At 63.8% G+C, this 22497-nt stretch carries 25 protein-coding genes; 14 read left to right on the plus strand and 11 right to left on the minus strand.

Annotated features, from left to right (window positions below; genetic code table 11):
- Positions 1-65: 65 nt before the first annotated feature.
- The 3 genes from ACK4R0_RS02705 to ACK4R0_RS02715 all read right to left on the minus strand — a co-directional run bounded on the left by ACK4R0_RS02705 (position 66) and on the right by ACK4R0_RS02715 (position 1592).
- On the minus strand, positions 66-455 hold the full coding sequence (locus ACK4R0_RS02705; protein WP_409669825.1) for an endonuclease domain-containing protein: 390 nt from the start codon (positions 453-455) through the stop codon (positions 66-68).
- A gap of 198 nt (positions 456-653) precedes the next feature.
- The gene (locus tag ACK4R0_RS02710; protein WP_409669828.1) at positions 654-1103 is read right to left on the minus strand and encodes a hypothetical protein; all 450 of its coding nucleotides are present in this window, start codon (positions 1101-1103) and stop codon (positions 654-656) included.
- Positions 1104-1172: 69 nt separating this feature from the next.
- On the minus strand, positions 1173-1592 hold the full coding sequence (locus tag ACK4R0_RS02715; RefSeq protein ID WP_409669830.1) for a VOC family protein: 420 nt from the start codon (positions 1590-1592) through the stop codon (positions 1173-1175).
- 128 nt (positions 1593-1720) lie between these two features.
- Between ACK4R0_RS02715 and ACK4R0_RS02720 the strand changes: the two genes are divergently transcribed.
- A complete protein-coding gene (locus ACK4R0_RS02720; RefSeq protein WP_409669832.1) occupies positions 1721-2470 on the plus strand; it encodes an SIMPL domain-containing protein in 750 nt (249 codons plus the stop codon).
- A 47-nt stretch (positions 2471-2517) separates the two neighbouring features.
- On the opposite strand, the gene ACK4R0_RS02725 is transcribed toward ACK4R0_RS02720, so the two are convergent.
- Together ACK4R0_RS02725 and purF are read right to left on the minus strand one after the other, a co-directional pair.
- Complete coding sequence (locus tag ACK4R0_RS02725; protein ID WP_409669835.1) at positions 2518-3231, minus strand: SDR family NAD(P)-dependent oxidoreductase; 714 nt, start codon at positions 3229-3231, stop codon at positions 2518-2520.
- A 13-nt stretch (positions 3232-3244) separates the two neighbouring features.
- A complete protein-coding gene (gene purF, locus ACK4R0_RS02730; RefSeq protein WP_409669837.1) occupies positions 3245-4705 on the minus strand; it encodes an amidophosphoribosyltransferase in 1461 nt (486 codons plus the stop codon).
- A gap of 139 nt (positions 4706-4844) precedes the next feature.
- Here purF and hisI point away from each other — a divergent pair, with 139 nt between their 5' ends.
- From hisI to ACK4R0_RS02750, 4 genes are all read left to right on the plus strand, one after another.
- Complete coding sequence (gene hisI / locus ACK4R0_RS02735; protein WP_409669840.1) at positions 4845-5210, plus strand: phosphoribosyl-AMP cyclohydrolase; 366 nt, start codon at positions 4845-4847, stop codon at positions 5208-5210.
- On the plus strand, positions 5207-5761 hold the full coding sequence (locus ACK4R0_RS02740; RefSeq protein WP_409669843.1) for a hypothetical protein: 555 nt from the start codon (positions 5207-5209) through the stop codon (positions 5759-5761). Before hisI ends, ACK4R0_RS02740 begins: the two co-directional genes overlap by 4 nt.
- 42 nt (positions 5762-5803) lie before the next feature.
- Positions 5804-6232, plus strand: coding sequence for a MerR family transcriptional regulator (locus tag ACK4R0_RS02745; RefSeq protein WP_289619508.1), 429 nt, complete (start codon positions 5804-5806; stop codon positions 6230-6232).
- Positions 6233-6372: 140 nt separating this feature from the next.
- Positions 6373-8175, plus strand: coding sequence for an acyl-CoA dehydrogenase C-terminal domain-containing protein (locus ACK4R0_RS02750; RefSeq protein ID WP_409669846.1), 1803 nt, complete (start codon positions 6373-6375; stop codon positions 8173-8175).
- A 755-nt stretch (positions 8176-8930) separates the two neighbouring features.
- On the opposite strand, the gene cysK is transcribed toward ACK4R0_RS02750, so the two are convergent.
- Both cysK and ACK4R0_RS02760 read right to left on the minus strand, forming a co-directional pair.
- Positions 8931-9848, minus strand: a complete 918-nt coding sequence (cysK, locus tag ACK4R0_RS02755) for a cysteine synthase A (RefSeq protein WP_409669849.1) — start codon at positions 9846-9848, stop codon at positions 8931-8933.
- Positions 9845-11173 (minus strand): MFS transporter, encoded by a 1329-nt coding sequence (locus tag ACK4R0_RS02760; RefSeq protein WP_409669852.1) that lies wholly within the window; start codon positions 11171-11173, stop codon positions 9845-9847. Before ACK4R0_RS02760 ends, cysK begins: the two co-directional genes overlap by 4 nt.
- Before the next feature lie 291 nt (positions 11174-11464).
- Between ACK4R0_RS02760 and ACK4R0_RS02765 the strand changes: the two genes are divergently transcribed.
- Complete coding sequence (locus ACK4R0_RS02765; protein ID WP_409669854.1) at positions 11465-13210, plus strand: DUF885 domain-containing protein; 1746 nt, start codon at positions 11465-11467, stop codon at positions 13208-13210.
- Between the two features lie 145 nt (positions 13211-13355).
- Here the strand turns inward: ACK4R0_RS02765 and ACK4R0_RS02770 are convergent, their stop codons facing one another.
- Both ACK4R0_RS02770 and ACK4R0_RS02775 read right to left on the minus strand, forming a co-directional pair.
- Positions 13356-13721 (minus strand): hypothetical protein, encoded by a 366-nt coding sequence (locus ACK4R0_RS02770; protein WP_409669857.1) that lies wholly within the window; start codon positions 13719-13721, stop codon positions 13356-13358.
- The gene (locus ACK4R0_RS02775; protein WP_409669860.1) at positions 13718-14422 is read right to left on the minus strand and encodes an EI24 domain-containing protein; all 705 of its coding nucleotides are present in this window, start codon (positions 14420-14422) and stop codon (positions 13718-13720) included. Before ACK4R0_RS02775 ends, ACK4R0_RS02770 begins: the two co-directional genes overlap by 4 nt.
- A 123-nt stretch (positions 14423-14545) precedes the next feature.
- On the opposite strand from ACK4R0_RS02775, the gene ACK4R0_RS02780 reads away from it, so the two are divergent.
- The 6 genes from ACK4R0_RS02780 (at position 14546) to proC (ending at position 19561) form a co-directional block, all read left to right on the plus strand.
- Positions 14546-15541: an adenosine kinase gene (locus ACK4R0_RS02780; RefSeq protein ID WP_409669863.1), complete on the plus strand. Its 996-nt coding sequence runs from the start codon at positions 14546-14548 to the stop codon at positions 15539-15541.
- A gap of 619 nt (positions 15542-16160) precedes the next feature.
- Positions 16161-16955 carry a TlyA family RNA methyltransferase gene (locus ACK4R0_RS02785; protein WP_409669866.1) on the plus strand — a complete coding sequence of 265 codons (795 nt, stop codon included), beginning with the start codon at positions 16161-16163 and terminating at the stop codon, positions 16953-16955.
- Positions 16956-17061: 106 nt separating this feature from the next.
- Positions 17062-17631 carry a TspO/MBR family protein gene (locus tag ACK4R0_RS02790; RefSeq protein WP_409669869.1) on the plus strand — a complete coding sequence of 190 codons (570 nt, stop codon included), beginning with the start codon at positions 17062-17064 and terminating at the stop codon, positions 17629-17631.
- A 96-nt stretch (positions 17632-17727) separates the two neighbouring features.
- Complete coding sequence (locus ACK4R0_RS02795; protein WP_409669872.1) at positions 17728-17997, plus strand: accessory factor UbiK family protein; 270 nt, start codon at positions 17728-17730, stop codon at positions 17995-17997.
- 192 nt (positions 17998-18189) lie between these two features.
- Positions 18190-18642 carry a YbjN domain-containing protein gene (locus tag ACK4R0_RS02800; protein ID WP_409670878.1) on the plus strand — a complete coding sequence of 151 codons (453 nt, stop codon included), beginning with the start codon at positions 18190-18192 and terminating at the stop codon, positions 18640-18642.
- Between the two features lie 115 nt (positions 18643-18757).
- Positions 18758-19561, plus strand: coding sequence for a pyrroline-5-carboxylate reductase (proC, locus tag ACK4R0_RS02805; protein WP_409669874.1), 804 nt, complete (start codon positions 18758-18760; stop codon positions 19559-19561).
- A 5-nt stretch (positions 19562-19566) separates the two neighbouring features.
- Here proC and ACK4R0_RS02810 read toward each other — a convergent pair whose 3' ends face one another.
- Together ACK4R0_RS02810 and ACK4R0_RS02815 are read right to left on the minus strand one after the other, a co-directional pair.
- On the minus strand, positions 19567-20436 hold the full coding sequence (locus ACK4R0_RS02810; protein ID WP_409669876.1) for an LOG family protein: 870 nt from the start codon (positions 20434-20436) through the stop codon (positions 19567-19569).
- 25 nt (positions 20437-20461) lie between these two features.
- On the minus strand, positions 20462-21349 hold the full coding sequence (locus tag ACK4R0_RS02815; RefSeq protein WP_409669878.1) for an extensin family protein: 888 nt from the start codon (positions 21347-21349) through the stop codon (positions 20462-20464).
- A gap of 161 nt (positions 21350-21510) precedes the next feature.
- Between ACK4R0_RS02815 and ACK4R0_RS02820 the strand changes: the two genes are divergently transcribed.
- Positions 21511-22104 (plus strand): sulfite oxidase heme-binding subunit YedZ, encoded by a 594-nt coding sequence (locus ACK4R0_RS02820; protein ID WP_409669881.1) that lies wholly within the window; start codon positions 21511-21513, stop codon positions 22102-22104.
- 40 nt (positions 22105-22144) lie between these two features.
- Positions 22145-22438, plus strand: coding sequence for a PepSY domain-containing protein (locus tag ACK4R0_RS02825; protein ID WP_409669884.1), 294 nt, complete (start codon positions 22145-22147; stop codon positions 22436-22438).
- Positions 22439-22497 lie beyond the last annotated feature (59 nt).

Genomic DNA, 22497 nt, shown 5'->3' on the forward strand with positions numbered 1-22497 from the left:
CCTCTCTGAAGGGAGGGGAGAGAATTGGCGCTGCGGCTCTCCCCTCCCTTCAGGGAGGGGCAGGTTCAGCTTGCTGAACCGGGGTGGGCCTGCAATGCTTCCCATTCCTGCAGAGCGGCATCGATCACTACCAGCACACTTTCCAAACCGTCGCGGATTTCCTCGTTATGGAAGCGTAGGGTGCGGTAGCCGTTGCGGCGCATGAACATGTCGCGACGCGCATCATAATCGGCCGTATAGTCATGCGTGTCGCCATCGACCTCAATCACCAGTCTGGCTTTGCGACATAGAAAGTCACAGAAATAGGGGCCGACCTGTATCTGACGGGAAAACCTGTGGCCCATTCGCTGGCGTTTGTTGAGGTAAAGCCAAAGGCGTTTTTCGCTGATGGTTGCGCTGCTGCGCAGGCTGCGGGCGCGCGCGGAGTTGCGGGAAAATGGCTGTTGCATTTTCATGGCTATGTCTCCCAACGCTCCGCCTCAGCCTGCCCACCCCGCCCTGCGGGCACCCCTCCCGCAAGCGGGAGGGGAGACGTAGTGCGCCAACGCTCTCCCCTCCCTTCCCTTCAGGGAGGTGCAGGTTCAGCTTGCTGGACCGGGGTGGGCCTGCTGAAACCCTAGTCCGACTTGCTAACCGGGGTGGGGATGGAACGCCTACCCGCCCGACTTCACCTTCCGAAACGGCACGAACTCGCCCAGCGCGCAGCTGCCCAGCGGCACATTGATCCGCAGATCCTGCACCAGCACCACATCGCCCGAGCACAGGCGGTTGATCGGGGTCGAGGAAATCATCGTGTTGTCGCGCGCGCGCGGGCAGCCGAGATGGGGGGTGTTGACGTAGACGGTCGACCCGTCGTCGTAGAGCAATACATTGTCGCTGGCGGCGGTCGAGCGGCGCAGCCGGGTGCGCGGGATGCATTGCACAGGTTCGCCCGCCACCCGATCCTTGAGATAAAGGTTAGCGATGTCCTGCCCGCGCGCATCGAGCCCGGCGATCGCGGCGAGGGTGTTTTCGCGGACGTCGGTGCGGTCGCTGTTGGCTGCGACCATCGGGGCGGCGCAGGCCATGGCACCGATGCCCAGCAGTGCGGGGAGAGCTCGCATGATCATCATCCTTTCATCCGCCCCCGGAACGCCGCAGCATAACCCCGTTCGCCGCAGATCGCCAACAGCTTACCACTCGCCGGTGTTGGGCATCGACGCCCATGGCTCGGCGGGCTCGAGATAGCCCTCCTGCAGCAGTTCGACCGAGATGCCGTCGGGGCTACGCACGAACGCCATATGGCCATCGCGCGGCGGACGGTTGATCGTGACCCCTGCGTCCATCAACCGCTGGCAGGTTTCGTAGACATTGTCGACGCGGTAGGCCAGGTGCCCGAAATTGCGCCCGCCGGTATATTCCTGCGGGTCCCAATTGTGCGTCAGCTCGACCTCGGCAACGCCTTCCTGGCCGGGTGCAGCGAGGAAGATCAGCGTGAACCGGCCCTGTTCGCTGTCGAACCGCTTGGTCTCTTTCAGCCCGATAAGCTCGAAAAACCGGATCGTCGCATCGGGATCTGTGACGCGGATCATCGTATGGAGATATTTGGTCATTAGGATATACTCAGTTCATCGCAGTTAAGACACGGTTCATCGCCAGCAGCATAATTCATGAGGTATGCCGCAGGGGTGATACTCTCGTGATATAAGCGGTGCAGAAGGCATTGAAAGGACATTTGGACATGGTTGAGGGCGGGGAATTGCGCGGTGCAGAAAAACGCGGCTGGCTGGCGAACAATGTGTTGCTGGCGGGGGCCGGAATCCTGGCGCTGGGCATGGTCGCGGGCGGATATCTGCTGGGCGACGGTCTGCTTCGCGCCAAGCAGGCGGACCGGTCGGTGACGGTGCGCGGGCTTGCGGAGAAGGACGTTACAGCCGACCTCGCCACCTGGACTATCGCCTATTCATCGCAGGCCGATGATCTGGCCACTGCACAGACCGATATCGATGCCGATACCACGGCGCTGCGCGGCTTCTTCACCGAGCTGGGCTTCGACGGCGAAGCGCTGCAGCCGACAGGCGCCAACGTCTCGCAGTTCAACAACAATTATGGATCGACCACCTACACCATCCGCCAGCGCATGTCGCTCAGGACCAACGACATCGCCAAGGCGCAAGCTGCAGTGAAGCGCCAGTTCGACCTGATCAAGCGCGGCGTGGTTCTCGAAGAAGGCTCAGGCATGGCCTACAGCTTTACCAAGCTCAATGACATCAAGCCCGAGATGGTGGCCGACGCGACCAAGGACGCGCGTGCGTCTGCCGAGCAGTTCGCGCAGGACAGCGGCACCGGCGTCGGCGGCATCAAGAGCGCGACCCAAGGGTACTTCTCGGTGGAATCACGCGATGGTGACGGTGGCGGCAGCTGGGGTGTCAGCGACACGCCCTTCAAGAAGGTCCGCGTCGTGACGACCGTGGACTTCTACCTCGATTGAGGATGCACCCCTAAGGCTGGCGTACCCTCCGCTGCGCGGCGGGGGCGTCAGCCTTGCAGCACCAGCCGGTGGTTGGTCTCGAAATCGCTGGCGAGCAGATCGGCGATGGCGTCCGCGACGAACTCGGGCGGCTTGACCGTGGCCGGGTCCTCACCCGGATAGGCCTTGGCGCGCATCGCGGTGCGGGTGCGCGCCGGATCGACGATCGCGGTGCGGACCTTGCCGAAGTTGCGCAATTCCTCGCCATACGCCGACAGCAGCACCTCGAGCGCGGCCTTGGAGGCGCCATAAGCCCCCCAATAGGCGCGCGGAGCGGCGGCGACCGAGCTGGTCAAGGCCACCACCCGTGCCTTGCCGCTGTTGCGCAGCATCGGGTCGAAATGCGCGATCATCGCCTGCGCGCTCAGCACGTTGAGCGTCATCAGCCGGTTGAATTCACCGCCATCGATGGTCGCGACCGGGCCGAGCGTGCCCAGCATCGCCGCATTGAGCACCAGCATGTCGAGCGCATTCCAGCGTCCGCCGATGGCAACTGCAAGCCGCGCGATGGCGTCGCCATCGCTGAGATCCAGCGGCGCAATGGTGGCGTTGCCGCCCGCTTCGAAGATCGCGTCCTCGACGCCTTCGAGATCCCTGGCGTTGCGCCCGGTGAGGATGACATGCGCGCCGCGCGCAGCGAGCGCCTTGGCGGTCGCGGCACCGATGCCGCGGCTCGCGCCGGTGACAAGGGCCAGCTGCCCTTCGAAAGTCTTGTCGGTCATTGCAGTAAAATCCTCAGCCGGCGACCCGTTCGGCCAGCAATGTCAGCTGGTTGGGCCGGTCGCGCTCGGCCAGATCGGTAAGCGTGGTGGGATAGTCACCGGTGAAGCAGGCGTCGCAATAGCGCGGATTGTTGTCCTGCCGCTCGGCCTCGCCCAGCGCCCGGTACAGGCCGTTGATCGAGACGAACGACAGGCTGTCGGCCTGGATGAACTGGCGCATTTCCTCGATCGACTTCTGCGCGGCAAGCAGCTTGGAGCGTTCGGGCGTATCGACGCCGTAAAAGCAGCTGTGCATCGTCGGCGGGCTGGCGATGCGCATGTGCACCTCGGCAGCGCCTGCATCGCGCATCATCTGCACGATCTTGAGGCTGGTGGTGCCGCGCACGATCGAATCGTCGATCAGGATGATGCGCTTGCCGTCGATCAGTGGCCGGTTGGCATTGTGCTTGAGCTTGACGCCCAGGTGACGGACACCGTCGCCTGGCTGGATGAACGTGCGCCCGACATAATGCGAGCGGATGATGCCCAGCTCGAACGGCAGTCCCGATTGCTGGGCATAGCCGATCGCAGCAGGCGTGCCGCTGTCGGGCACGGGCACGACGAGGTCTGCTTCGACCGGGTTTTCCATCGCCAGCTGCGCGCCGATCGCCTTGCGCACGGTATAGACCGAAGAGCCGTCGACGATCGAATCGGGTCGCGAGAAATAGACATGTTCGAAGATGCAGGGCCGCGAGTTCTTGTCGGCAAACGGGCGGTGCGAGCGGATTTCGCCGCCGCTGACCACGACGAGTTCGCCCGGATCGATGCTGCGCACGAATTCGGCGCCAACGATGTCGAGCGCGACGGTTTCCGAAGCGAAGATGACCGTGTCGCCGATCTTGCCCATCACCAGCGGGCGTATGCCCAGCGGATCACGGCAGGCGATCATGCCGCTGTCGGTGAGGCAGATCAGCGAATAGGCGCCCTCGACCTGCTTGAGCGCGTCGATGAACTTGTCGAGCAGCGTCCGGTAACGCGAGGTCGCGACCAGATGAATGATCGTCTCGGTGTCCGAGGTCGACTGGAAGATCGATCCGGTACGGATCAGGTCGTGCCGCAGCTTCATCGCGTTGGAGATGTTGCCGTTGTGCGCGATCGCAAAGCCACCCGAGGCGAGTTCCGCATAGAGCGGCTGGACGTTGCGCAATGCGGTCTCGCCGGTCGTCGAATAGCGCACATGGCCGATCGCCCACTCACCCTTGAGCGAGCGCATGATATCTTCGGAATCGAAGTTGCCCGCCACATGGCCCACCGCCTTGTGGTTGTGGAACAGGCGGCCATCGAAGCTGCTGATGCCCGCAGCCTCCTGGCCGCGATGCTGCAGCGCGTGCAGGCCGAGCGCGACCATCGCGGCCGCATCGATGGCGCCCGCCACGCCAAAAACGCCGCATTCTTCGCGCAGCTTGTCGTCGTCAAAAGGATGAGTGGTGATCATGTCGCGCGCCCGATTCGGTTGCAGCCGGCTGGTTCGGCTTCCCTATAGGCAGGCAAATGGGGTTTGTCTTGCTTTTGTCACGGATCATTTTTTGTTAACCGTGTTGCGCAGTGGCATAGGGAGGATTAACCGGGGGCCGATGGCAAATCTGCGTGAAACCGGGCTGGTCCTGGAACCCAAATATGATGCCGCAGGGCTGATCACCGCGGCTGTTACCGATGCGGCGAGCGGATCGTTGCTGATGATCGCGCATATGAATGCCCAGGCGCTTGAGCTGACGCTGGAGACCGGCGAGGTTCATTTCTGGTCGCGCTCGCGCGCGCGCCTGTGGAAAAAGGGCGAAAGCTCGGGCAACGTGCTCAAGCTGGTCGAGCTTCGCATCGATTGCGATCAGGACGCGGTGTGGGTGATCGCATCGCCCGCAGGCCCCACCTGCCACACTGGCGCGCCCTCCTGCTTCTACCGCAAGGTGACGGCAGACGGCGCGCTGGAACGGATTGCATGATGCGCCGCGCTGCCCCCATCGGCCTTTCGGCCAGCCTGGGGGTCTGCCTGCTGCTGGGCGGGTGCAGCGAAACGCGCGCCGGGGGCGATACGGCGGCGGTCACCCCGCTGGATGCTGCGGCGATCGAGGCAGGCGTCCTTGCCGATCCGCAGGACATCGATCTGGCGGGAAGCTTTGCCGATACCGCCGGCACGGGCAGCGATGCCTTTTGCGCGCGCGGCGACCGGCGCAAAGGCTATGCTGTCGGCGTGGCCGTCAGCTTTGGCGGAGCGAGCCAGTGCGAGGCGCAGGGCACCGCGACCCTGTCGGGCGAGCAGGCCACGATCAGCCTTGATCGCAGCGGCAAGGGCAGCGCAGTTTCGGGGTGCAGATTCAGCGCCCGGTTCGATGGCAACGGCCTGGCCTTGCCCGGCAGCCTGCCTGCAGGGTGCCTTGCCGCATGCAGCGGCCGTGCGAGCCTGGCCGGCGCGTCGTTCTCGCTGATCGAGCCAGGCGATGACGCCGCCGCCGCAGCACGCGGGCGTTCGCTTGATCGGCTCTGCAGCGGCTGATTGGGCTTGACGTTTACGTCAAGGGAATGTAGCCATTGCGCCATGCACGACCGTTCGACACTTGGCCGCATCGATACGCCCGATCTGCACAATCGGGACAGCTATACCATCTCCGATCTGTCGGATGAATTCGGCGTGACCGCGCGCGCGCTGCGGTTCTACGAGGACGAAGGCCTGATCGCGCCCGAGCGCAAGGGGTTGACCCGCGTCTATTCCAAGCGCGACCGTGCGCGGCTCGCCTGGATCATGCGCGCCAAGAACGTGGGCTTCAGCCTCGGCGAAATCCGCGAGATGATCGATCTGTACGACATTGGTGACGGCAGGCGCGAGCAGCGCCGGGTCACCCTGCAGCGCTGCAAGGAACGCATTGCGCTGATGCGCAAGCAGAAGAAGGACCTTGAAAGCTCGATCCAAGAGCTTTCGCAGTTCGTGAAGATGGTCGAGCGGGTTGACCGTGAAGACCTCGCTTAAGATATCGGACCTGAGGGTTTGAACCTGACGGTCGGGCCGGACCGGCCACCACTTTAGCGGGCGGTTGCCTCACGGACCACGCCCCGATCGGGCCCAACTGGCTCGAACCACTGATCGCCATTGTTAAAGAGGACATTGACATGCCCAAGTACACCGCCCCCGTGCGCGACACCCAGTTCATCCTGACCGAGGTTCTCGGTATCGAGAAATATTCGAACCTCCCGGGCTTCGATAATGCCGCGCCCGACGTGCTGTCCGCTGTGCTCGAAGAGGCCGGCAAGTTCGTCGAGGAAGTTTTGTTTCCGCTCAACCAGGTTGGTGACCTCCAGGGCTGTACCCGCCACGCGGACGGCACTGTGACGACCCCCGAGGGCTTCAAGGCTGCATACGAGCAGTATTGCGAAGCTGGCTGGGGCACGCTGGCTGCGCCCGAAGAGTTCGGCGGGCAGGGCATGCCGCATGTCGTCGGCATCGCGTTCGAAGAGTTCATGTCGTCGAGCAACATGGCGTTCGCGATGTACCCGGGCCTGACCCATGGCGCGGTCTCGGCGATCCTCGCCAAGGGCAGCCAGGAGCAGAAGGAAAAGTTCGCGCCCAACATGATCAGCGGCAAGTGGAGCGGCACGATGAACCTCACCGAGCCGCAGTGCGGCACGGATCTGGGCCTCATCCGCACCAAGGCGGTGCCGCAGCCCGGCGGCGCCTATGCGATCACCGGCACCAAGATCTTCATCTCGTCGGGCGAGCACGACCTGACCGAGAACATCATCCATCTGGTGCTCGCCAAGACCCCCGACGCGCCCGACAGCGTCAAGGGCATCTCGCTGTTCATTGTCCCGAAGTTTCTCGTCAATGACGATGGCTCACTGGGCGAGCGCAACGCGGTGTCGTGCGGCTCGATCGAGCACAAGATGGGCATCCACGGCAACTCGACCTGCGTCATGAACTATGACGGCGCGACCGGATATCTGGTGGGCGAGGAGAACAAGGGCCTGGCCGCGATGTTCATCATGATGAACGCTGCGCGGCTCGGCGTCGGCGGGCAGGGCCTGTCGATGGGCGAAGTGTCGTACCAGAACGCGGTGCAATATGCCGGCGACCGCCGTCAGGGCCGCGCACTGACCGGTGCGCAGGATGCCAATGAAAAGGCCGACACGCTGTTCGTGCACCCCGATGTCCGCCGCATGCTGATGGAAGCCAAGGCGATCAACGAGGGCCTGCGCGCGTTGATCCTGTGGGGCGGCCTGCAGGTCGACCTGACGCACAAGGCGCAGACCGAGGAAGAGCGCGTCGCCGCCGACGACATCATCAGCCTGCTGACCCCGGTGATCAAGGGATACGGCACCGACAAGGGCTATGAGATCGCAACCAACATGCAGCAGGTCTATGGCGGCCACGGCTATATCGCCGAATGGGGCATGGAGCAGTATGTCCGCGATGCCCGCATCGCGATGATCTACGAAGGCACCAATGGCGTGCAGGCGATGGATCTGGTCGGCCGCAAGCTTGCCCAGAACGGTGGCCGCGCGGTGCAGACCTTCTTCGGCATCCTCGACAGCGAATGCGCCGAAGCCAAGGGCGACGAACGCCTCGCCGATTTCGCCAGCCGCCTCGAAAAGGCAGCGGGCGAGCTGAAGGCCGCGACCATGTGGTTCATGCAGAACGGCATGGCCAACCCCAACAATGTCGGCGCGGGCGCGCACAGCTATATGCACATGATGGGCATCGTCGCACTCGGCCTGATGTGGCTGCGGATGATGCGCGCTTCGATTGCCGCGCTCGATGCGGGCAGCGGCAACGCGGTGTTCTATGAGACCAAGCTCAAGACCGCGCGCTACTTCGCCGAGCGGGTGATGCCGGACGCTGGCGCCCTGCGTCGCAAGATCGAGGCGGGATCGGAAGCGATCATGGCACTCGAGCCTGAGCTTTTTGCTGCGGCTTGACTGCAAAAATAGCCAATACAACAGTATCGGGGGCACTTTCGGATACCGGAAGTGCCCCTTTTTGTTGATTTGCGATGAATTGATGCGATTTTTTTATCGCTGACGCGAACCGGATCGACGCAGTTCGCATGGGTTCGTCGCGCTGAATCGTGAGGTAATTGCGCTGACTTGCGGGAACCTTGGAATCAGCGTCGCTGGCCGCGTTTCTGCCGTGGAACGCCTGCCCCCTCTCGCCGTTGATGCTGCGGAGCGAAGATGGCCCTCCGCAATATCTCAGGCCCCTCCCTAAGGGGTCGCACCACGAGGAGTAGAACTCATGAAGAACGCAATTTTTGGAACTCTGATCGCTGCCGGTGCGCTGGCAGTTACCCCCGCAATGGCACAGGAAATGACCCCTGAAGCGCCCGTTGGCACCACCGAAGTGCCGGCTGGCACCACGATGGACGGCCCGGCGATCGATGCCCCGGCAACCTCAAGCCAGGTTCCGCCCGCCACGATGGACTCGAATGGCGACGGTGTGATGGACGCCTGGGATCGCAACGGCGACGGCACGGCTGACGCTTGGGATACCAATGGCGACGGCCAGCCCGACAAGGCTGATCCAATGGAAGCCGCTGAATTATCAAAACCCGCAAGGGTCGCAAGCGAAGGGCCGGGAGAGCAATCTCCCGGCCTTTTTGCGTCCGGTAGCACCAGACCTCGTCACCCCCGCGAACGCGGGGGTGACGATGAATTTGCATGCTCGGGCGCTAGCCTTACTCCGGCAGGAAATCGGGCACCGACAGGTAGCGCTCGCCGGTGTCGTAATTGAAGCCCAGCACCCGCGCGTCCTTGCCGAGCTCGGGCAATTTCTGCGCGATCGCAGCCAATGTCGCACCCGAAGATATGCCCACCAGCATGCCTTCCTCGCTCGCAGAGCGGCGCGCCATGACCTTGGCGTCGGCCGGATCGACCTGGATCACCCCGTCGATCAGCTTGGTGTGCAGATTGCCGGGGATGAACCCTGCACCGATGCCCTGGATCGGGTGCGGGCCGGGTTGGCCGCCAGAGATCACCGGCGACAGCGTCGGTTCCACTGCGAAAACCTTGAGGCTGGGCCAGTGCTTCTTCAATTCCTCGGCGCAACCGGTGATGTGGCCGCCGGTTCCCACGCCGGTGATGATCGCATCGAGAGGCTGGTCGGCGAAATCCGCGAGGATCTCGAGCGCGGTGGTGCGGACATGGACCGCGATGTTGGCAGGATTTTCGAACTGCTGCGGCATCCAGGACCCGGGGGTCTGATCGACCAGTTCCTGCGCGCGCTCGATCGCGCCCTTCATGCCTTTTTCACGCGGGGTAAGGTCGAACGTCGCGCCATAGGCCAGCATCAGCCGCCGACGCTCGATCGACATGCTTTCGGGCATCACCAGAACCAGCCTGTAGCCCTTGACTGCGGCGACCATCGCCAGGCCTACGCCGGTGTTGCCCGATGTCGGCTCGATGATCGTGCCGCCGGGCTGGAGCGAACCGTCTGCCTCGGCTGCCTCGATCATCGCGAGCGCAATGCGATCCTTGATCGATCCGCCGGGGTTGCTGCGTTCCGACTTGATCCACACGTTCGCCTCGCCGAACAGGCGGTTGACGCGGACATGCGGGGTCTTGCCGATGGTTTCCAATATGCTCGATGCGATCATGACTTGGTCTCTCCTGCAGAGGGCGCCGTGGGGTGTGGCGCACTGGATTGGGGCTGAAGTTGAGGATGCGCTTCTTCCTCCGTAGGATCAAAGCTGCGCGCGGCACCGATCTGCGGAAACAGCCGGGCCCAAAGCGCTGTGATCACTATAGCACCGCCGCCGCCCGCGACAACTGCAGCGACAGGGCCAATCAGCCATGCGAGCATTCCCGAGAACGCGTCGCCGAGCTCGTTCGACGCCGAAACGGTGAGCAGCGACACCGCAGAAACGCGGCCGCGCTTGTCGTCGGGCGTGTTGAGCTGGATCAGCGACTGGCGGACATAGACGCTGAACATGTCGGCGGCGCCCGCGATGAACAGGCAGGCCATCGAGACGATCAGAATCTTGCTGAGCCCGAAGACGATCGTGACCACGCCGAACAGGAAGACGCTGGCGAGCATCTTGTTGCCGACATTGGTGCGGATCGGGCGGAACGAGAAGACAAGCGCGACTAGCGCCGCGCCTGCAGCCGGCGCGGATGCCAGCAGCGAGAGCCCCTGTTCGCCGACCTGCAATATGTCGCGCGCGAACACCGGCAGCAGCGCTGTGGAACCAGCCAGGAACACCGCGAACAGATCGAGCGTGATGACTCCGAGCACGAGCTTGTTCTGCCCGACATAGGCCATCCCGTCGATGATCTGCGCGATCGGCCCCTTGCCCTTGTCCATGATCGTGCGGGGCACCGGGCCGATCGTCATCATCGCCAGCGCTGCAACGGTGTAGAGGCATGCGCTGACGATGTACGGCAGATCGGGGCGGATTGCGTAGAGCGGCCCTGCCATTGCCGGACCCACCAGCATGCCCGATTGCCAGGCGATCGAAGACAGCGCGATGGCGGTGGGCAGCGATGCCTTGGGAACGAGATTGGGGGCGAGCGCGCTCAGCGACGGTCCCAGAAACGCGCGCGCCGTGCCGAGCAGCGCGGCAATCAGGTACAGGATCGGCAGGCTGATCAGGCCGCTTGCGGTGGTCCATGCGAGCGTCGCGGCGATCGCCGCCTGGCACAGCAGGACGGTGCGCGCGACGAAACGCCGGTCCATGCGGTCGGCGATCCAGCCGACCAGCGGGGTCAGCACGAACAGCGGCGCGAACTGCAGCAGGCCGATCATCCCCAGCCGCGCCGAGCTCGACGCGATATCCATCGTCTCGCGCGCGATGTTGTACGCCTGCCAGCCGACGATCAGCATCATGCAGTACAGCGCCAGCATCGATGCCAGCCGCGTCAGCCAATAGGCGCGGTAATTGGGGATGGTGAACGGGTGGGGAGCAGCAGCCGGTGAGTCCATGCCGTCCGGTAGGCGAGCGAGATGCGGGCGGCAAGCAAGATGAACTTGCAGGCGCGTGGCATCGATGTTGTGCAGCTGCGAAAGAATGGCTCTTCCCAAGCGCGAGGGTTGGTGTCAGCTATGATTCATTGAGGAAATCCTCCTTGAGCTTGCTCGGGGAGGGGGACCGTTCGCGCAGCGAATGGTGGAGGGGCATTGTCCTGAGGCCAGCGCAACTACCCCTCCGTCAGCCCTTGCGGGCTGCCACCTCCCCGAGACAAGCTCGGGGAGGATTTGAATTTGGAGTCGCGCATGCACTGGTCGAAAACGCTTCTCGCTGCCGCATCGCTCGCCGTGATGGCCAGCGCATGCAGCGTTGCCCCGTCTGATCAGCCCGCCGCAGCCGAAAAGAGCACCGGCATCGACACCGCGTCCGACTGGGGCAAGTTCGTCGACACGTTCCTGACCGGCTATTTCCCGCGCAATCCCGATTTCGCGGTCTATCAAGGCAGGCACGAGTTCGATGGCAAGCTGCCCGACTGGTCCGAACAGGGGCTGGCCGACCAGATCGCGTTCCTCGAAAAGACGCTGGCCGATGCCGAAGGAATGGACCCCGCGAAGCTCGCAGACGATCACAAGTTCGAGCGTGGTTACCTGATCGCTGTGGTGCGCGGCGAACTGTTCTGGCTCAAGCAGGCGGACTGGCCGCACCGCAACCCGGCATTCTATACCGGTACGCTCGACCCGTCGGTCTATGTCACGCGGCCTTATGCCGATGTCGATACCCGGGCGCGCGCGTTTATCGCTTATGCGCGCGGCATTCCCAAGGCCGCCGAGCAGATTCGCAGCAACCTGAAGACCCCGCTCGACCCTTATGCGATCGATTATGGCGTCAATGCGTTCGGCGGCTATGCCACCTTCTTCACCGGCGATGCGCGCGCCGCGTTCGCCGATGTCAGCGACGCCGCGGTCAAGGCCGATCTCGAGGCAGCCACCGCCGATGCGAGCAAGGCGATGCAGGGGCTGGCAGACTGGCTGACCACCGAAAAGGCGACGGCAAGGGTTGGCTACGCCCTTGGGCCGGACCTGTTTGCGCAGATGCTGGTGAGTACCGAGATGGTCGATCTGCCGATCGTACAGTTGAAGGCCATCGGCGAGGCCGACCTCAGGCGCAACCAGCAGGCGCTGGCGACCGCTTGCGCGCAGTTCGCCCCCGGCGCGACGATGCCCGACTGCATGGCCAAGCTTTCGCTCGACAAGCCCGAGGACGGACCGGTGGCTGAAGCACGGCGGCAATTGCCGAAGCTGCGCGCCTTCCTGGTCGACAAGGATCTGGTCTCGATCCCGGGCACCGAAGAGGCCAAGGTCGAAGAATCACCGCCCTACAACCGGCAGAACTCGGCCTATATCGATATTCCAGGTCCCTATGAGAAAGGGCTGCCCTCGGTCTATTATATCTCGCCGCCGGACCCGAGCTGGGCGCCGGAAGTGCAGGCCGAATATATCCCGCCGAGCAAGGACCTGCTGTTCACAAGCGTGCACGAGGTGTGGCCCGGCCACTTCCTCAATTTCCTCCACGCCAACCGCGCCAAGTCGTTCTTCGGGCGGCTGTTCGTCGGCTATGCCTATGCCGAGGGCTGGGCGCATTACACCGAGGAAATGATGTGGGAAGCAGGGCTGGGCGAGGGCGATCCCGAGACGCATATCGGCCAGCTTGCCAACGCACTGCTGCGCAACTGCCGCTATCTCTCCGCGATCGGCCTGCACACCGGCGGGATGACCGTCGATCAGTCGCTGGCGATGTTCCGCGAGCAGTGCTTTATCGACGAAGGCAACGCCCGCCAGCAGGCGCTTCGCGGTACCTATGATCCGGGATATCTCAACTACACGCTGGGCAAATTGATGATCCGCAAGCTGCGCGCCGACTGGACCGCAGGCAAGGGCGGCCGCGATGCGTGGAAGGCGTTCCACGACGCGTTCCTGTCCTATGGCGGCCCCCCGGTGCCGATGGTGCGCGCCGCGATGATGGGGGAGGCGGCGCCCAAGGCGGTGTTTTGAGGGGAATCACAACCGCAGGTTTCGCGCAACGTCCCTCGACTTCGCTCGGGAACTCGGAGAGGTAGTGCTGTCCTCAATTACGGCTTGCTATACCCCCCTCCGTTTGTCCCGAGCGAAGTCGAGGGACGTACGCGCAACCGTCGCGTTATTTCCGCAGCGCATCCACGCACGCGGCCCGGTCGACCGATTGCCCATCGCTGCGCCGGGCATCGATATAGGTGACCACCTGCGCGCCGCCTGCGCCTTCGGGATAGAGAAACGCGTCGAGCACGCAGGCGCTGCCGACGAACTGGAGCTTGCGTGCATCGAATTCGCGCACGTCGAGCCGTGGCGCACCGAACATCCGCTCAAGATCGCGCGCCGACTTGCCGAGCACGGCTTCCAGGCCCTTGCCATCCAGCGTGGTGCTGCGCGCAGGGACGGCGGTTCGCGAAGGAGCGACGACCTGTTGCGGCGCGGCGCAGGCGGCCAGGCCCAGCGTCAGCGTGGCAATCGCGAAAATGCGGTTCATGACAAAGCCCCCATGGCCTTGCGCTGGTGGAAAAGATGCGTGGCCATTGCCGCGGCTATAATCGGTGCAAGCAGATTGACCAAGGGGACGAGCAGCAGCAGGTTGGCAATCAACCCAAGCACGAAACGGCTGGTCCGCGATTGTGCCTGAGCCGAAGCATGCGGATGCCGCGCCGCCACCATCTCGGTCAGGTCCCGCCCGACAAGCACCGCGTTGACCGCCAGAAACAGCATCGGTGCCCCAACACCGGTGAACAGCAGGACCAGCGCAAACGGCAACGCGAGAGCGTTGTACAGCAGCGCCCTGCCCAATGAGCGCAGCGCCATCGCCAACGAGGGACCGAGCGGCAGATCGCGCGCACTCACCGCAGCCTGCGGATAGTGCTTGCGTTCGACCGCGATCACGATCCGGTCGGCAAACAGCTGCAGCACCGCGATCGCCACCACACGCCACCAGAACCAGAACGCCAGGATCGTCATGATCGCCGCCAGCACCCCGGTCCATTCTGCATATGCGCCAAGTGGGCCGCCATACCGCTGTGTTGCCCAGGCCAGGCCCTGCCAAAGCGCCCAGCCGGTCAGCCCGAAGATCAGCACCGCGCACAGCAACGTCCACCCCAGCGCGGCCAGGATCGCGCGGTCTCCCAATTGGCCCAGGCTCTTGACGAAGGCGGTCAGCATGATGCCATTGCTGTCGGGCAAATCCTGGCCAGCGTCAATCGCGCGCAATTGGGCTTGAACCGGTGTGCCCAAGCCGATAGGCCGCGCGGCAACATTCCGCGCTGCTCCAGCCATGGAACGCGCCTACAGAAAGTCCAGCCCGACATGACCAACCCCCGTTTCGACGTTCTCGCCATCGGCAATGCCATTGTCGACGTGATGGCCCCCGCCGACGATGCCCTGCTTTCCAAGGAAGGGCTGACCAAGGGCGGGATGATGCTGATCGACGCCGATCGCGCAACCTCGCTGTACGAAGCGATGGGCCCGGCGCAGGAAATCAGCGGCGGTTCGGCTGCCAACACGCTGGCGGGTCTTGCCGGCATGGGCTGCAAGTGCGCCTTCATCGGCCAGGTCGCCGACGACCAGCTCGGCGAAGTGTTTGCGCACGATGTCCGCGCGCTGGGCATCGATTACGCGACCCCGGTGCGCGCGGGCGAGACCCCGACTGCGCGCTGCCTGATCCTGGTCACCCCCGATGGCCAACGCACGATGAACACCTTCCTGGGCGCATCGCAGTTCCTTCCCGCCAGCGCGCTCGATGCCAAGATGATTGCGGACGCTGCAGTGCTGTATCTGGAAGGCTATCTGTGGGATCCTGAAGAGCCGCGCGCCGCGATGCGCGCCGCGATCGATGCCGCCCGCGCGGCAGGCCGCAAGGTCGCCTTCACTTTGTCCGATGCCTTCGTGATCGACCGCCATCGCGGCGATTTCCTTGACCTGCTCGACAAGGGCCAGATCGACATCCTCTTCGCCAACGAGGCAGAGATCCAGTCGCTCGCGCAGATCGATGACTTCGATGCCGCCGTCGCTGCGATCTCGGGCAAGCTGCCCACTTTGGTGGTGACGCGCAGCGAAAACGGCGCGATCGCGGTCCATGAAGGCAGGCGCTTTGCGGTTGCTGCCGAGCCGATCGACAAGGTCGTCGATACCACGGGCGCAGGCGACCTGTTCGCGGCCGGTTTCCTCGCAGGACAGGCGCAGGGCAAGGATATCGAAACGTCCTTGCGCATGGGTGCAATCGCCGCAGCCGAGATTATCTCGCACTTCGGCGCGCGCTCGTCTGCCGATCTGAAGGCACTGATCGCGCAGAAGCTGGGTTGAGGGTTTCGGTCACCACCATCGTCATTCCCGCGAACGCGGGAATGACGCTTTTTGCGCGACGTCAGCGCAGTAGCGGGACCCCCGCGTTCGCGGGGGTGACGACGATAGCCAGTGCCCGACATACGAGCTAAGCTTCGAAATAATGGCTGCGGGGTGTGGGATGTGGGATGTGGGCGCGGCGTTCGTAACACTCGAACAGGCCTGTCACCAAGGTTGTGAAACCTGAAAATATGAGAGGGGCCGCCGGGGATCACAGCCCCCTGCGCGGCCCATCACATGGTCAGCGGCCGGAAGTGCCGCCTTCGGAGTGTATCTCGCGCTTAACAAGCGCCTGCCCAGACCAGTGGGCAGAAGGCTGTTAGCCGCGAACACTCCGAATGGACTTGACCGACCCCTTTGCTGAACCATGAGACATCGGATCACCTCCTTTCGCTATGTTGAAACCAAGTGAAGGGCCATTCGCAAAAACCCGGGAAACCCCGCGTTTGTGACGATCTGTATACCTTGCACGCCTGTTGTGAATCATCGCGCGGCTCACAGCAAGACTTGTAATTCATTTTTTTTGGCGTCACTATCTGCCGCTCGCAAAAGCGCGCCGCAGCCGGTATGGCGAAGGCCCATGGCCGATCATCCCCCACCTTCCGCATCTGACAAAAAGCCTTCCGCCAAGACGCCCAAGATGCGCGTCGACCAGTTGCTGGTCGAACGCGGGCTGGTGGAAAGCCGCGCGCGGGCGCAGGCGCTCATTCTGGCAGGGCTTGTGTTCGCGGGCGAGCGCAAGGTGGCCAAGGCGGGCGAGACGCTGGCAATCGATGCGTCGCTCGAGGTGCGCGGGCGCGATCATCCCTGGGTGTCGCGCGGCGGCATCAAGCTGGCGCACGCGCTCGACCATTTCGGCATTGATGTCACCGGTATGACCGCGATCGACGTCGGCTCGTCCACCGGCGGGTTTACCGATGTGCTGCTGACCCGCGGCGCGGCGCATGTGTTCGCGGTGGACAGCGGCACCAACCAGCTGGCTTGGAAGCTGCGGCAGGATGACCGGGTGAGCGTGCACGAACAGACCAGCGCGCGGATCATCACCGATGCGCACATCACCCGGGCGATCGACATCGTGGTGTGCGATGCCAGCTTCATCGCGCTCGACAAGGTGCTGCCGGTGCCGATGGCCTTCGCCCGGCCCGGCGCGTGGCTGGTCGCATTGATCAAGCCGCAGTTCGAGGTCGGGCGCGACCAGATCGGCAAGGGCGGGGTGGTGCGCGATCCCGCGCTGCACAGCGCGGTGTGCGACCGGGTGATGCAATGGCTCGAAAGCATCGACTGGCCCGTCGCCGGGCTGACGCAAAGCCCGATTACAGGGCCCAGCGGCAACGTCGAATTTCTGGTCGCGGCGCAGAAGGGCGGCAATTGCTGACCCGAAGCGGTACGCATTTGCACAATAAAGCCCGCTGGCGCGGTCCGAGCGAATCCGATATGCGAGTACGGGTAAACCCCTGAAAAGGGCAGGAGACCTCGCTTCGATGAATGAAATCGCCTCGCCCATGCAGCTCCGTCTCAGCTTTTTGCGCTGGGCGTTGCTGTTCGTACCATTGGTCGTGCTGCTCGGCTTTGGCGTCAGCGATTTTTCCGGGTCGGGCGAAGACAATCGCTGGTTCCAGGCGCTGCAGAAGCCCGCGGCACAGCCACCGGGCTGGGCCTTCGGTGCAGCATGGTCGGTGCTGTACGTGATGATGGGGCTGGCGATCACCGTCGTGGTCACCGCGCGCGGTGCGCGGCTGCGCGGGCTTGCGGTGCTGCTGTTCTTCGTCCAGCTGGCGTTGAACCTTGCCTGGCCGATCTATTTCTTCGGTATGCATCAGGTCACCGGCGCGTTCTACTTGCTGGTCGCCGTGTTCGTCGCGGCGTTCATCACCACCATCGTCTTCGGCAGGGTACGCCCGCTCGCCGCATGGCTGATGGTGCCGTATCTGGCGTGGCTGTGCTTTGCTGCTGTGCTGAACAAGCAGATCGACACACTGAATCCCAATGCCGAAAATCTGGTCGTGCCGCGCGATTCCCAGCGTATTCAGCTGGCCCCCCCAGCGCCCTGACCGCATCAAAGGCGCTTGCGGTTGGTGCTGGCGCAACCCACATGCTATGGCATCACAATTGAACCGGGGCGCAATGCGCCTGCGATGGAGGCTTTCATGCAGAACAAATCCGAATTTGGCGGCGATTTCGCAAAGTTCATCAACGGCCTGGCCGGAACGGTCGCAGGCATGAGCCGCGAGGCGGGCGAAAGCGCGCGCGAGCGCACCCGCGAGTGGATCGCCGGGCTTGATTTCGTCAGCCGCGAAGAGTTCGAGGCGGTGAAGGAAATGGCGAGCAAGGCGCGCGAGGAAAGCGAAACGCTGAAAGCCCGGCTGGACGCGCTGGAGGCCAAGATGGCCAGCCAGACGTCAGGGCCTGCGCTCTGACATCGGCTTAACCCCCCGTTATCCACAGTTTTTGAACAGACTTCGCCACATCACGCGGCGATGCGGTCTGGCTAGCCATTGCGCGCAGCACCGCATCCCGGCAATTTGACGACGTGCCATCGGGCGCGAAAGGATATTCATTTGAACGAACAGCAGCTTGATCTGGACCGGGAAGAAGCCGCCCCGGTGGACATGCTCGCCGCGCTGTTCGAAGCGCGGGGCTGGCCGTGCGAGATGGTGGGCGAGGACGAGCTGCTGACCGAGGTCAAGGGCAGCTGGACCAGCTATCAGCTGCGCGCGATCTGGCGGCATGAGGACAATGTGCTGCAGTTGCTCGCGATGCCCGACATTCGCGTTCCCGACGCCAAGTTCGCGGTGATCTGCGAGGCGCTGGCTCTGATCAACGAACAGCTCTGGCTCGGCCATTTCGACATCTGGTCGAACAGCGGCGTGGTGCTGTACCGCAACGGCATGATGCTGGGCAGCGATGCGATGCTCGGGCTCGACCAGGCGCAGCTTGCGGTCGAGGCAGCAATCGACGAATGCGACCGCTTCTATCCGGTGTTCCAGTTCATCCTGTGGGGCGACAAGACCCCGCAGGACGCGCTGGCCGCTGCGCTGATCGATACCCAGGGCGAGGCTTGAGGCCGGACTGACAGTCCAACAAACCTCCCCTCGTTCCCGAGCGAAGTCGAGGGACGCATGCACTACGGTTGCCCTAAACGTCCCTCGACTTCGCTCGGGACAAACGGAGGTTTTCGTGTCGGGCATATTCCCCCAATCGCTGCTGGTGATAGGCTCGGGCAACATGGCAGGGGCCATGCTGCGCGGATGGCTTGCGCGCGGGCTGGACCCGTCGAGCGTGACGATTGTCGACCCATCGCCGCGTGACCTGCCCGAAGGCGCGCGTCACCTGACCGCCATCGACAATAGCCTCGCCGCGCCCGATTGGCTGCTGCTGGGGATCAAGCCGCAGATGCTGGGCGATGTCGCGCCGCAGCTTGCGCCGTTTGATCTGTCGGGCACCCTGCTGGTGTCGATGCTGGCGGGAATCGAGATTGCCGGCCTTCGCAAGGCGGTACCGCACGTTGGCGCGATCGCCCGCGTCATGCCCAACATGGCGGTCGGGATCGGGCAGTCGGTCACCGCGCTCTATGCCGAGCCGTTGCAGCCGTCAGAGCGTGAGCGGCTCGAAACCCTGTTCGCGATGCTGGGCAGCGCCGAGTGGCTGGCGGACGAATCGCAGATGCATCTGGTGACGGCGCTGAGCGGATCGGGGCCAGCCTATCTGTTCCGCTTCATCGATGCGCTCGGCAAGGGCGCGGTCGCGCTTGGCATGCCAGAGGACCAGGCCGCACGCTTTGCGCTTGCCATGGTGCGCGGCTCGGCCGAGCTGGCACACCAGTCGTCAGAGGCGCCCGCGCAGCTTGCCGAACGCGTGGCCAGCCCCGGCGGCACCACCCGCGCCGCACTCGACGTGTTCGATGCCGACGATTCGCTGGAACGACTGGTGGCCGAGGCGATGGCGGCCGCAGCCCGGCGGAGCGTCGAACTGGGCGGCTGAAACGCTCAGTCGCAGGGCAGTTCGTAGAACGTCCCGATGTGCGCCCAGGCCTCGTCAGCGGTCTCGACGAAGTGAAACAGCTCAAGGTTGCCGGGTGAAATCACCCCTTCTTCGGCGAGCGCCTCGAAGTTCACCACGCGGTTCCAGAATTCGCGGCCGAACAGCATGATCGGGATCGGAGCCATCTTGCCGGTCTGGATCAGCGTCAGCAGTTCGAAGAACTCGTCAAAGGTGCCGAATCCGCCGGGGAAGACTGCCACCGCACGCGCGCGCAGCAGGAAGTGCATCTTGCGCAGCGCGAAATAGTGGAACTGGAACGACAGGTGCGGGGTGACATAGCGGTTGGGCGCCTGTTCGTGCGGGAGCACGATGTTGAGACCCACCGATTCCTTGCCGACATCGGCCGCACCGCGGTTGGCGGCTTCCATGATCGACGGGCCACCGCCCGAGCAGACGACGAACTGGCGCTTGCCGTCCTCTTCGATGCCGCATTCGCTGGCGATCTGCGCCAGCCTGCGCGCTTCCTCGTAATATTTGGACTTGGCGACCAGCCGCTCTGCGACGACCTTTTCCTCCGGCGTGCGCGCGGCCTCGACCAGACCTTCGGTCTTGTCGGGTGCAGGAATACGCGCAGAACCGTAGATCACGAGGGTAGAGCCGATGCCCGCTTCCTCGAGCAGCATCTCGGTCTTGAGCAGTTCCAGCTGGAAGCGCACCGGGCGAAGCTCTTGCCGCAGCAAGAATTCGCTGTCGCCAAAGGCCAGGCGATAGGCCGGATCCCGCGTTTGTGGGGTGTCGTGCACTGCAGCTTCGGCGGTGCGGGCATCTTCATCGGCGCGGCGAAAGCGCGGCTCGGTCAATTCTTTCTTGGTCATCGCCCGCAATTAAGGGGCGATGACGCTATCGGCAATAGCCTTGGCCGCTCATATCGACATGCAGGTGGTCGTGATGCGCCGCATTGTAGTCCGGACCTAGCACCGTGCCGAATCGCTTGCAGGCGCTGGAGTGGATGGTGCGCAGAAAGGCGCGCTCCTGATTGTCCCCGCCGTTCCATCCCTGTTTGACGCTGATCCTGCGGCCATCGGCGAGCACGAAAGCTGCGATGTCGATCGCATTGGCATGGGCGTGCTGCGACAGCTTGGCCGAGCCGGCAATGGTTCGGCATGAATAGCTGCCCATCGTCTCGATCCTGACCAGCGGACTGCCGAGCATCTGTTCGGCCGCGCGGGCGATGCCGAACTGGGCCCAGCCGGCAAACCGCTGTGCCAGTTCGCAGCGGACCGGACCGATGTTGGTGATCGCCAGCTCGTCCAGCCCGCGCGGCGCATCTGTCAGCGCGATCGTGGAGAGGCGCACGCTGCCGAGCTGCGAACACCCTGCACCAAAAGTTTGGTCGGGCACCGGGGTGAAGCGGACCTGCGCCTTGGAAAGCGCGCTGATGCACTGGCGGGTATCGGCTGCGGGCGGGGCGGGCAGGGCCGCAGGCTGCTGGACGCGGGCCTGTTGCGGGGCGACACCGCGCGAAAGACCGCGGCCATCGGGCACCATGCTGCATCCGGCGATGATCACCGACAGCGCAGCGACGAGCGCCATACGCTGTACTTCGGACGAGCCGATCGTCGGTTGAAAGCGAGGGTCGGGCTTGTGGACCGCAGTGCGGTGATGGGTCGCGGCAGGCGGGCGGGGCGACGTTTCCGACGCAGCCAGGCCGTCCACGCTGCTGCCCGGTGCGGTGCACGGCGGCAGCGTACCCGGGGGCGTGCTGGAGGGAAGGGCGCTATCGATCATGAGGCAGTTATAACGGACGAACTTTAACCCTGCCGTGCCGACCATGGTTAACAGGCGGGTAAGGATCCAAACCATGGCATTGCGCGGCTGTGGTGAGCGGGCTAGCGATGGCGCAGGCGCATTTCCGCACCAAACACCGAAGGTCCGCGATGCTGCGAATCGTGAAGATACCCCAGTTTTTCTGGTTGATCCTGGCCCTCCCGGGCATCGCGATGCTGGCAGGCTTTGTCGGCGACCCCGTGACGGCGTTCGACCTTATCCACCCAAGCGGCGAGTTTTCGGTCCGGTTGATGATCGTGGCGATGATGATATCTCCGTTGCGCGCGGTGCTGGGCCGGCGGGGATGGCTCGACTGGTTGCTGGCACGTCGCCGTGCCCTGGGCGTTGCGGCCTGCGGCTATGGCCTGCTGCATCTGGGCTTCTATCTCTACGATATGGGCAGCTGGCGGCAGATCGTCGAAGAGGCGGTGATCTTCAGCATCTGGACGGGCTATGCAGCGATACTGATCTTCGTCGCGATGGCGCTGACCAGCAACAATGCTTCGCAGCGTGCCTTGCGCCGCAACTGGAAGCGGCTGCAGCGGCTTGTCTATCTCGCGGCATTGCTGATCGCGCTCCACTGGGTTTATGTCGATGGTGAATGGAAGGCGATGGCGATGCATTTTGTTCCGCTGCTTCTCCTGGAAACTGCCCGACTCGTCCTTATGTTCAAGCGGCGTTCAGCGCGCCGTGACACACCGGCAACCACGCATTGACGCCAAGAGAAGAGGGACGTTTATGAAATTTTCGCAGGCCATGCTGGCCATTGCCGCCGCCACCGCCATGCAGTTCGCCGGCAGCCCGGATGCATCTGCCACCGGCAAGATGAAGTGCGACTCGGGTCCGCAGAGCAGCTGGAAGAGCCGCACCGCGCTCGAGGCGCAGCTCAAGAAGGACGGCTGGACGGTCAAGAAGTCCAAGGTCGATGGCGGCTGCTACGAAGTTTATGGCGTCACCCCCGAGGGGCAGAATGTCGAAGCCTATTTCCATCCCGTAACGATGGAAAAGCTGCTGGTTTCGCAGCGTGGCAAGGTAATTTTCAAGAAGTGATCGGCTCGCCGTCCGGTGTTTTGTTGCACCGGACGGCGCCTGAATATGTCCGTCCGGCG

Source organism: Blastomonas sp., from assembly GCF_046294995.1.
Taxonomy (GTDB): Bacteria; Pseudomonadota; Alphaproteobacteria; order Sphingomonadales; family Sphingomonadaceae; genus Blastomonas.

Coding starts and splice junctions, on each gene's coding strand:
- ACK4R0_RS02825 (WP_409669884.1), top strand. CDS start 22,145: ATGCTGGCCATTGCCGCCGCCACCGCCATGCAGTTCGCCGGCAGCCCG.
- ACK4R0_RS02710 (WP_409669828.1), bottom strand. CDS start 1,103: ATGCGAGCTCTCCCCGCACTGCTGGGCATCGGTGCCATGGCCTGCGCC.
- ACK4R0_RS02705 (WP_409669825.1), bottom strand. CDS start 455: ATGAAAATGCAACAGCCATTTTCCCGCAACTCCGCGCGCGCCCGCAGC.
- ACK4R0_RS02745 (WP_289619508.1), top strand. CDS start 5,804: ATGCACGACCGTTCGACACTTGGCCGCATCGATACGCCCGATCTGCAC.
- ACK4R0_RS02815 (WP_409669878.1), bottom strand. CDS start 21,349: ATGATCGATAGCGCCCTTCCCTCCAGCACGCCCCCGGGTACGCTGCCG.
- ACK4R0_RS02740 (WP_409669843.1), top strand. CDS start 5,207: ATGATGCGCCGCGCTGCCCCCATCGGCCTTTCGGCCAGCCTGGGGGTC.
- ACK4R0_RS02765 (WP_409669854.1), top strand. CDS start 11,465: ATGCACTGGTCGAAAACGCTTCTCGCTGCCGCATCGCTCGCCGTGATG.
- ACK4R0_RS02760 (WP_409669852.1), bottom strand. CDS start 11,173: ATGGACTCACCGGCTGCTGCTCCCCACCCGTTCACCATCCCCAATTAC.
- ACK4R0_RS02795 (WP_409669872.1), top strand. CDS start 17,728: ATGCAGAACAAATCCGAATTTGGCGGCGATTTCGCAAAGTTCATCAAC.
- ACK4R0_RS02800 (WP_409670878.1), top strand. CDS start 18,190: ATGCTCGCCGCGCTGTTCGAAGCGCGGGGCTGGCCGTGCGAGATGGTG.
- ACK4R0_RS02720 (WP_409669832.1), top strand. CDS start 1,721: ATGGTTGAGGGCGGGGAATTGCGCGGTGCAGAAAAACGCGGCTGGCTG.
- purF (WP_409669837.1), bottom strand. CDS start 4,705: ATGATCACCACTCATCCTTTTGACGACGACAAGCTGCGCGAAGAATGC.
- ACK4R0_RS02785 (WP_409669866.1), top strand. CDS start 16,161: ATGGCCGATCATCCCCCACCTTCCGCATCTGACAAAAAGCCTTCCGCC.
- ACK4R0_RS02770 (WP_409669857.1), bottom strand. CDS start 13,721: ATGAACCGCATTTTCGCGATTGCCACGCTGACGCTGGGCCTGGCCGCC.
- ACK4R0_RS02725 (WP_409669835.1), bottom strand. CDS start 3,231: ATGACCGACAAGACTTTCGAAGGGCAGCTGGCCCTTGTCACCGGCGCG.
- ACK4R0_RS02715 (WP_409669830.1), bottom strand. CDS start 1,592: ATGACCAAATATCTCCATACGATGATCCGCGTCACAGATCCCGATGCG.
- ACK4R0_RS02780 (WP_409669863.1), top strand. CDS start 14,546: ATGACCAACCCCCGTTTCGACGTTCTCGCCATCGGCAATGCCATTGTC.
- ACK4R0_RS02810 (WP_409669876.1), bottom strand. CDS start 20,436: ATGACCAAGAAAGAATTGACCGAGCCGCGCTTTCGCCGCGCCGATGAA.
- hisI (WP_409669840.1), top strand. CDS start 4,845: ATGGCAAATCTGCGTGAAACCGGGCTGGTCCTGGAACCCAAATATGAT.
- ACK4R0_RS02750 (WP_409669846.1), top strand. CDS start 6,373: ATGCCCAAGTACACCGCCCCCGTGCGCGACACCCAGTTCATCCTGACC.
- cysK (WP_409669849.1), bottom strand. CDS start 9,848: ATGATCGCATCGAGCATATTGGAAACCATCGGCAAGACCCCGCATGTC.
- ACK4R0_RS02790 (WP_409669869.1), top strand. CDS start 17,062: ATGAATGAAATCGCCTCGCCCATGCAGCTCCGTCTCAGCTTTTTGCGC.